9 protein-coding genes are annotated in these 7,588 nt (G+C 56.6%); 2 read left to right on the top strand and 7 right to left on the bottom strand.

All coding sequences use genetic code 11. The features are described from left to right. On the top strand, positions 1–1,008 hold a 1,008-nt coding region (locus tag B3Y70_RS04840), incomplete at its 5' end, for a fatty acid desaturase family protein (protein ID WP_288589274.1). A gap of 69 nt (positions 1,009–1,077) precedes the next feature. Here the strand turns inward: B3Y70_RS04840 and B3Y70_RS04835 are convergent. Both B3Y70_RS04835 and B3Y70_RS04830 read right to left on the bottom strand, forming a co-directional pair. Next, complete coding sequence (locus B3Y70_RS04835) at positions 1,078–1,515, bottom strand: RrF2 family transcriptional regulator (protein WP_011786513.1); 438 nt, start codon at positions 1,513–1,515, stop codon at positions 1,078–1,080. Positions 1,516–1,542: 27 nt separating this feature from the next. Then, the gene (locus B3Y70_RS04830) at positions 1,543–1,935 is read right to left on the bottom strand and encodes a YbaN family protein (RefSeq protein WP_236040821.1); all 393 of its coding nucleotides are present in this window, start codon (positions 1,933–1,935) and stop codon (positions 1,543–1,545) included. 466 nt (positions 1,936–2,401) lie between these two features. On the opposite strand from B3Y70_RS04830, the gene moaA reads away from it, so the two are divergent. Continuing rightward, a complete protein-coding gene (gene moaA / locus B3Y70_RS04825; protein ID WP_273031082.1) occupies positions 2,402–3,394 on the top strand; it encodes a GTP 3',8-cyclase MoaA in 993 nt (330 codons plus the stop codon). Positions 3,395–3,712: 318 nt separating this feature from the next. On the opposite strand, the gene B3Y70_RS04820 is transcribed toward moaA, so the two are convergent. The 5 genes from B3Y70_RS04820 to B3Y70_RS04800 form a co-directional block, all read right to left on the bottom strand. Next, positions 3,713–4,348: a nitrous oxide reductase accessory protein NosL gene (locus tag B3Y70_RS04820; RefSeq protein WP_288589273.1), complete on the bottom strand. Its 636-nt coding sequence runs from the start codon at positions 4,346–4,348 to the stop codon at positions 3,713–3,715. Between the two features lie 22 nt (positions 4,349–4,370). After that, positions 4,371–5,201 carry an ABC transporter permease gene (locus B3Y70_RS04815; RefSeq protein WP_286895439.1) on the bottom strand — a complete coding sequence of 277 codons (831 nt, stop codon included), beginning with the start codon at positions 5,199–5,201 and terminating at the stop codon, positions 4,371–4,373. Next, a complete protein-coding gene (locus B3Y70_RS04810) occupies positions 5,198–6,130 on the bottom strand; it encodes an ABC transporter ATP-binding protein (protein ID WP_288589271.1) in 933 nt (310 codons plus the stop codon). The genes B3Y70_RS04815 and B3Y70_RS04810 overlap by 4 nt, the downstream gene beginning before the upstream one ends. After that, entirely contained in the window at positions 6,127–7,395 is a 1,269-nt protein-coding gene (locus tag B3Y70_RS04805; protein ID WP_114434531.1) for a nitrous oxide reductase family maturation protein NosD, read from the bottom strand. The genes B3Y70_RS04810 and B3Y70_RS04805 overlap by 4 nt, the downstream gene beginning before the upstream one ends. A 71-nt stretch (positions 7,396–7,466) precedes the next feature. Further along, positions 7,467–7,588: hypothetical protein (locus B3Y70_RS04800; RefSeq protein WP_288589286.1), on the bottom strand; the 122-nt coding region annotated here is incomplete at its 5' end.

The raw sequence follows: 7,588 nt of genomic DNA, 5'->3' as shown, positions 1-7,588 counted from the left end.
GTATTGGCCGATCTTGGCGAGCGGGATGCCCGCTACATTCGCAAGATCGTTCGCCTGCACCGCGCCCTTGAAGTCGGCGGCCGGGTGATGATGCCCTTCGGCTTTATTCCGCCGGTGTTTGTGGCGGCAACGGCCACCCTCGGCGTGGCCAAGATTCTGGAGAATATGGAAATTGGCCATAACGTGATGCATGGCCAGTACGACTGGATGAACGATCCCACCCTCAACTCGCAGACCTACGAGTGGGATACGGTATGCACCAGTGAGTCCTGGCGCCGGACTCACAATTACGAGCACCACACCTACACCAACATCATCGGCAAAGACCGGGACTACGGTTATGCGGTGCTACGCCTGAGCGACGAAGAGCCCTGGAAACCCTGGCACACGTTGCAGTTCATCAACTACATCTTGCTGAGCGTGTTCTTTCAGTGGGGTGTAGGTTTACATGAACTGGAAACCGAGAAGCTACGTCGCCGGGAGATTTCCTGGCGCGAGAAAGTGCCGTTCCTGAAAGACTTTTTCCGTAAAGGCGGCCGCCAGGCATTCAAGGATTATGTCTTCTTTCCATTGCTGACTCTACCAGTGGCCCCTATCGTGCTGGCCGGCAACGTCGGGGCTAACCTGATCCGGAACCTCTGGGCCTCAACGGTGATTTTCTGCGGTCACTTCACTCAGGATGCAGAAACCTTTACAGAGCGGGAATGCGAAGGTGAGAGCAAGGGCCACTGGTATCTGCGCCAGCTTACCGGCTCTTCCAACTTCACGGGTGGCCGCTGGCTGCACATTCTGAGTGGACACCTGAGCTACCAGATCGAGCATCACGTGTTTCCAGATCTGCCAGCACACCGGTATCCTGAGGTTTCCGAGCGGGTGCAGGAAATCTGTCGCAAACACGGCATTCACTACAACACCGGCTCATTTATGAGCCAGTATAAAACTGTGCTGCAGAGAGTCCTGCGATATTCACTGCCGGAACGGAGGTCCGCGAACCCCGTAAACGTATAACTCTGGATACTCGATTGAAGCCTGGGAGGTCTGACGCACTGCAAATACAGCAGTGCGTCAGTTCAGCAATCAAGCAATCTGGAGCAGTCGCAACAGCTGTGGTCGGTGGTGGTCCTGAATCACGTCGGCGAGCGTGTATCGATCAAGCACCTCAAGGAAGGCTTTCAGGGCTTCACCAAACATGGATTTAAGTCCGCATACCGGAGTGATCTTGCAGGCATTTTTGGAGGAAAAACATTCCACGATGCTGAGGTCCTGCTCGGTTTCGCGCACCAGGATTCCGATATTGATATCCTGCGGCGCCATATGCAGCCTCATCCCGCCCTTCTTGCCACGGATAGTCTCGATGTACCCTTTCTTGTTCAGTTGGTGAACCACTTTCATCAGATGATTCTTGGAGATGTCGTAGCTGTCGGCAATTTCCTGAATGGTCGCCAGACGATCACCCTCTGCAGCCAGATAGATCAGCACTCTGAGTGAGTAATCGGTATAACGGGTGATGTGCATTCATGACTCCAAAATGACAGAAAAACATCAGTAGGATGGCCGGCTCAGCATATAGCCGGCAACACCCAGTAAAAACAGCCCCGAGACAGCCAGTACCAGAACCGGCGATCCAAGCCAGACCAGCATGCTCCAACTCAGCCCCATCATGGCAAAGGCCAGCAACTTGGCTTTGCGTGGAATGGCACGCCGGGCGCGCCATTCTTCAATCGCCGGGCCGAACGTCGGGTGGTCTTCCAACCACCGGGCAAAGGCCGGGGAGCTCTTGCTGGCGAAAAAGGCCGCGAGAATAACAAAAGGGGTTGTTGGCAAAAGCGGCAAAACCACACCCGCTGCCGCCAACCCCACACTCATATACGCAAGAATCCGGAAACCGGTTTTACCTGGCTGTGCGCCCATGGCGTGGGCCTCTTGACCGTTCATAACTGCATCTATTCTACCGTGATTCAGTGCACAGGTCTTCCCAGTTTACTGAGGAACGCCAAGCGGGCGACATACGCGATTTTCACCCCGACTGCGAAGATTAACGTTCCCATGTGGGCGAGTATCTGAACCGCGATTGGCAATCTGGCCGCTAGAGGATATGCCAAAGCAACGGTTAACAGTAATCCGAGCACACTGACCAGAACACCCGCATTAGCGCGAGCGAGCCATTTCTCGTAGAACCACATAGCGATCTCCCAGGCTTTCGATGAGTTTTAAACTGGCAACACCATTGCGATTGGTGTCGCTCCACTTTTTAACATATATTTTATTTAAATGTTATAGAGGAAGACCGATGGCTTTGCAAGGTCGCGGGAGATACTCCCCGAGGGGTATCGGAATCCGCCGCGCGCTTTGCCATACTTGGCCTAAACTCATGGTGATATTGCAACAGGACCTGGCTTCAATGCCCCAGACCCGACTGACAGACCGCTTTGGCCGCACAGTAAATTACGTTCGCCTGTCGGTGACTGACCGCTGTGATTTCCGCTGCGTGTATTGCATGGCAGAGGACATGACCTTTCTGCCGCGCCAACAGGTATTGACTCTTGAAGAGATCGCCCGGCTGGCACGGAACTTTGTTGCTCTGGGGACGGAGAAGATCCGGCTGACCGGCGGAGAGCCTCTGGTGCGCCGCGATATCCTCGAGCTGGTACGCGAAGTCGGCACTTATGGCCTCCGTGACTTCGCCATGACCACCAACGGCAGTCAGTTGCCCACCATGGCGGAATCATTGCGCAAGGCCGGTTTGCAGCGTCTCAATATCAGTCTGGATTCTCTGGACGCTGACAAATTCCGCGCCATTACCCGCACCGGTAATCTCAGCCAGGTTCTGGATGGCATTGATGCTGCCCGGGACGCAGGTTTCCGTGGTATCAAGTTGAATACGGTGGTGATGAAAGGCCGCAACGACGAGGAGATTCCGGGGCTGATTGAGTTTGCCCGTCAAAAGCAGGTGGACATCAGCTTTATTGAGGAGATGCCGCTGGGGCAGATTTCGGAGCATGACCGCGGTTTGGCACTGTGCACCAGTGAGGAGGTGCGCGACATTATCCGCAGGCACCATGAGCTGATTCCGGCTACGGAGGATTCCGGTGGCCCCGCGCGTTATTTCCGGATGCCGGACAGCGAGGTTCGTGTCGGGTTCATTTCGCCGCATTCCCACAATTTCTGTTCGACCTGCAATCGGGTTCGGGTGACGGTGGAGGGGCGTCTGCTGCTGTGCCTGGGCAATGAGCATTCAGTGGATCTTCGCCGTGTGTTGCGGGGGCATCCGGTGACGGATGACAAGCTGCAGGAGGCTATCATCAAGGCCATGGATCTGAAGCCGGAGCGGCATCATTTTTCCAGCAATGGGGATGTGCAGATTCTTCGGTTTATGAATATGACTGGCGGCTGACCTTTTCTGCAAACTGATAAACGTAGCCTGCTGACTCTGGCGTTTGATCAGGTGCGGGTAGCCTTTCCAAAAAACGCTCCTTACGGCACCCCTTCGGGGTCCGGCCCACAATCACAGATTGTGGTCGCTCAGCTTTCGCATGAAGCTTCGCTTCATAAGCGCTCGGCTGAGCCCCTGTGGCGCTTCTGCTCAGCCATCCTTGGCTCCGCAAATTTTTGGAAGCCACCCCATCACCCGCGCTTTCATACCTTGGTGGCAAAGTCTTTAAAAACGATGACTTATCCCTTCCTGTTCGATCCTGAACTGTAATTCCTAATTTCAGTGGTCCATATTGTGATCGCTGTGAGCTTCGTCCATATTGTTGTGATCTACGGCCATTCCTTCTTCTTTGGCCATGTCCATATCGTGTCCATCGTGCATACCTTCCATGCCAGCCATATCGTGCATAGTCATACCATTATTCAGATGCTCCAGCGTGACGTCGGCAAACGCCAGTACGTTGCCGCCATGCTCGGCCGCGAAGTCTGTGGCGTCGGTTTTGTTGGCGAACGAGGCCAGGGTTGGGCCCATGGCGCCGTTGAGGTTTGAGCCGACCACGTAGAAGGCCTCGCGGGCGTCGATCAGGTGGGTGTCATCCGGGCTGTCCCAGTGGGTTTCGGCCATGTTGTGGACGTAGAGGGTGTGATCCCGGTTTTCGTTTTCCGGCTGCAGGAACCAGGCGAACATGTCTTTGGTGGAGCAGAATTTCCGGATGTTCTGCTCTCGCTCGGTAAAGGCCTGGCCTTTGGGTCCGGGAAAGCCAGTGATAGCCATGCCGCAGACGTGGCACTCGTCGCCGGATTCAAAGTGTACGGGGTCAGGCTTTTCGACGATTTCGGGTTCACTGCCAGAGCAGCCGGCCAGGAGAGTGGCGGTGAAAGCGGCGATAAGCCATTTGGTTGCTGGGTTTGCCATGTTTGTTTGTCTCCGGTCAGGATCAGATTCGGCGGTTTTTGAACAGTAACAGTGCGCCGGCCAGGGGTATGGCACACCACAGGATCAGGCCTAGCCACAGGCCTGCAGCGCCGATAGGCAGGTCTGCCCCCAGGCTGAGTACGCCACTGAGTTGGCCGCTGTCGCCGAAGGCGACGATGTTCAGCAGGCGGTAGATGTCTGTGGGGTTGAGCATCAGCAGCCAGGGCAGTAGTTCGGGATTCAGTTTGCCTTCGCTGGCTACCAGGGTGCCCAGTAGTACCAGGTCGAAGATCAGTACGAAGAAAAACCAGATGGCCAGGGCCAGCCCGGCAGCAACCGGTTTCTCGCTCACCCGTACGCTCACCAGGTAGGCCAGTGCGATAAAGCCCCAGCCCAGCAAAACGGTGGAACCCACAAAGCGCCCCATGGCCACAGCCAGGGCGGCAATGGCGACATCTTCTACCAACACGGCAATGGCAATACCAGCCACACCGAAGCCGATGATGGTGGCCAGCGCCAGGGTCAGGCCGTGGCCGAGGAATTTACCCAGCAGCAACTGGTTTTTACTGAGGGGGTAGGTCATCAGCAGCAACAGGGTGCCGCCCTCTTCTTCCCCCACGATAGCGTCGTATGCCAACAGCAACGCTATGAGCGGAATCAGGAAGATGCCCAGGCTGGCCAGGCTGGCAATGGTCGCAGGTGTGGAGGCGTAGCCCACCTGCCCGGAAGCGGCGGCGCCGAACCAGGCAATGCCCAGGGCCAAAGTGGCGAACACCAGGGAAATGGCAACCAGCCAGCGGTTTCGGAAGCTGTCGCTGAGCTCCTTGCGGGCGATGGTCCAGATGGCGTTCATTGGCTTCCTCCCCGGTGAGCCAGGCCACCCGAGCCAATAAAGTGTACGTAGATGTCTTCCAGGCTGGGCTGATGGATGCCCAGGTCTGCCACTTCGCCGGAGGCCATCAGGGTCTTGATCAGATCCATTTTTTCCTGGGGTCTCACGTCTACCTGCAATCGTCCGTTTTCACTTTTCATCATCAATCCGGCGCGCTGCTCGGCCCGGTCAATGGCTTTTTCCATCGCCGACAGGCTCGTGGCAGGCTGCAGAGTCAGGGTGACCGGCATGTTCGCCTGTCGCCGCAGCGACGGCAGGTCTCCAGATGCTTTCAGGGCGCCTTCGGTCAGAATCGCGGCCCGATCAATGTATGGCTCGACACCTGGCAGTACATGGGAACAGAGCACAATGCCCGCCCCCTCATCCCGAAGCTGGCGCAACAGGCGGTATAGGTCCGCCGTTGCAACCGGGTCCAGGCCGACGGTGGGTTCATCCAGCATCAACAGCCTGGGCTTTCCGAGCAGGGCCTGAGCCAGGCCAAGACGCTGGCGCATGCCTTTGGAATAGGTTTTGGTGCGGGCGTCCATGGCGTCTCCCAGGCCCACTTGCTCCAACAGTTCAGGCACCTGCTTCAGCGGTGCGCCTTTGAGGCGGGCAAAGTGGCTGAGAATCTCCCGGCCGGTCAGCTGCGGGTAGAACATCACGTTCTCCGGCAGGTAGCCGATGTGCTGGGTTACCTGGGGATCGCCAGCCGAGCCTTCCAGCACGGAAACCTTGCCCTCGGTGGGCTGCATCAGGCCCAGGATAAGCTTGATCGAGGTGGTTTTACCCGCGCCGTTGTGGCCGAACAGGCCCAGAATTTCCCCCGGCTCCAGCCGAAGATCTACCCCGTGCAGCACCGTGGCCTTGTCGTAACGGTGACTGACGTTCTCCAGTCGAAAACAGTTCATCGGATCTCCGATTGCAGGTGGTCGGGAATTCGCATCAAAGGATGGGGGTCACTCACCCCGGCAGACTTCACTACGGGGAAGGCATCCTGGACCCAACGCAGGGTATCCACCGCCGGGCTGAACATCAGTACTTTGGCCTCCGGATACTTCCACAGCAGCCGATCCACGTTGTCGTTCGGTTCATAAGGCACATCGCCGAGGCCGTCCTGATTTCGATCCCAGCCCAGGTAGTCACTCCAGTAGTTGCCTTTGCCATCCTCGGCCCAGAACTGGGTGCGAGTGGCCACGTACTTCACTTGGCGCTGGTTTTCCACAAAGGCGTTGTTGAACACCTGGTTTTCCTCGGAACCCGCAGTGAGATGAATACCGATATTGCTGTGGCCGAAATAATTGCCTTCGAAGGTGTTGTACAGCGAATTGTAGATAAACACCGCTTTACCCTCGGCACCGGAAATGACCACTCCGGCACTCTGGCCCTGGGACACTCCGGTGACCACGTTATTGCGCAACTCGGAGTTGGTGATGAAGTTCATCAGAATGCCGTAGTTCTCGTCATTCTCGGAACGGTTATTGAATACCTTCAGGTACTTGCTCTGCATCAACGCATACCCGGTACGCGTACCCCGCGTGACGTTGTTTTCCAACAGGTTATGCATCGAATACATGTAATGAATGCCGTACCGGAGGTCACTCATCACATTGCCGCGAATGGTATTTCGGTTCGCGGTCTCGATATAAATGGCATCCCGGGTCTCACTGATATCGTTACCTTCAATCAGCGCACCCGTGGTGTTGAACAGGTGAATGCCATTGCCACGATCCTGGGACCGCAAGCTGGTATCACCGCGAATGTGATTCTCCCGCACGGTCACATCCGGTGTTGCATCCAGCCACACGCCGAATGCCGGGCCCTGAAGACGGTTGTTTTCCACCACCGAACCCTGCGCTTCGCGGGCCACGAAAATTCCCGCATCCAGTTCGTTCAGGTCTTTGCCCCAATTGCGAACCTGGCAACCGGAAAAGGTGATCGCCTCTGCCAGAATCTCAACCGCATTGCCATGCCCGCCACCGTCAATCACCGTTTCCGGAGCGCAGGACACAGATACCCCGGGCACCCTGATAGCCAGTGGAGACAGAGTTTCCGGAGGAAGTTGAAACGACGAGCCCGGGGCCAGGTTATCCAGCTCTTGCTGCAGGTCCGCGTTGGCGGAGAGCGCAAACAGAGCGACTGACAGGGCCACTCCATAACGCAATAGTTGATACATCAATAGATCTCAGGATAGTGATAAGCAACCAGGGGCCCCGAAAACGGGACCCCAAGTCAGGCAACTCTCTATCAGGCCTTTTCGACGAGCATCCGCCCGCCCATCTCCATGTGGAGAGCATGACAGAACCAGTTGCAGTAGTACCAGTAAACCCCTGGCTTACCTGCCATAAAGGTCACGGAAGCGGTCTGCT

It is taken from the genome of Marinobacter sp. UBA5687, assembly GCF_002420325.1.
Lineage (GTDB): Bacteria > Pseudomonadota > Gammaproteobacteria > Pseudomonadales > Oleiphilaceae > Marinobacter > Marinobacter nauticus.
The sequence above is the reverse complement of the archived record's forward strand: the minus strand, read 5'-3'. Positions and strand labels throughout refer to the sequence as shown.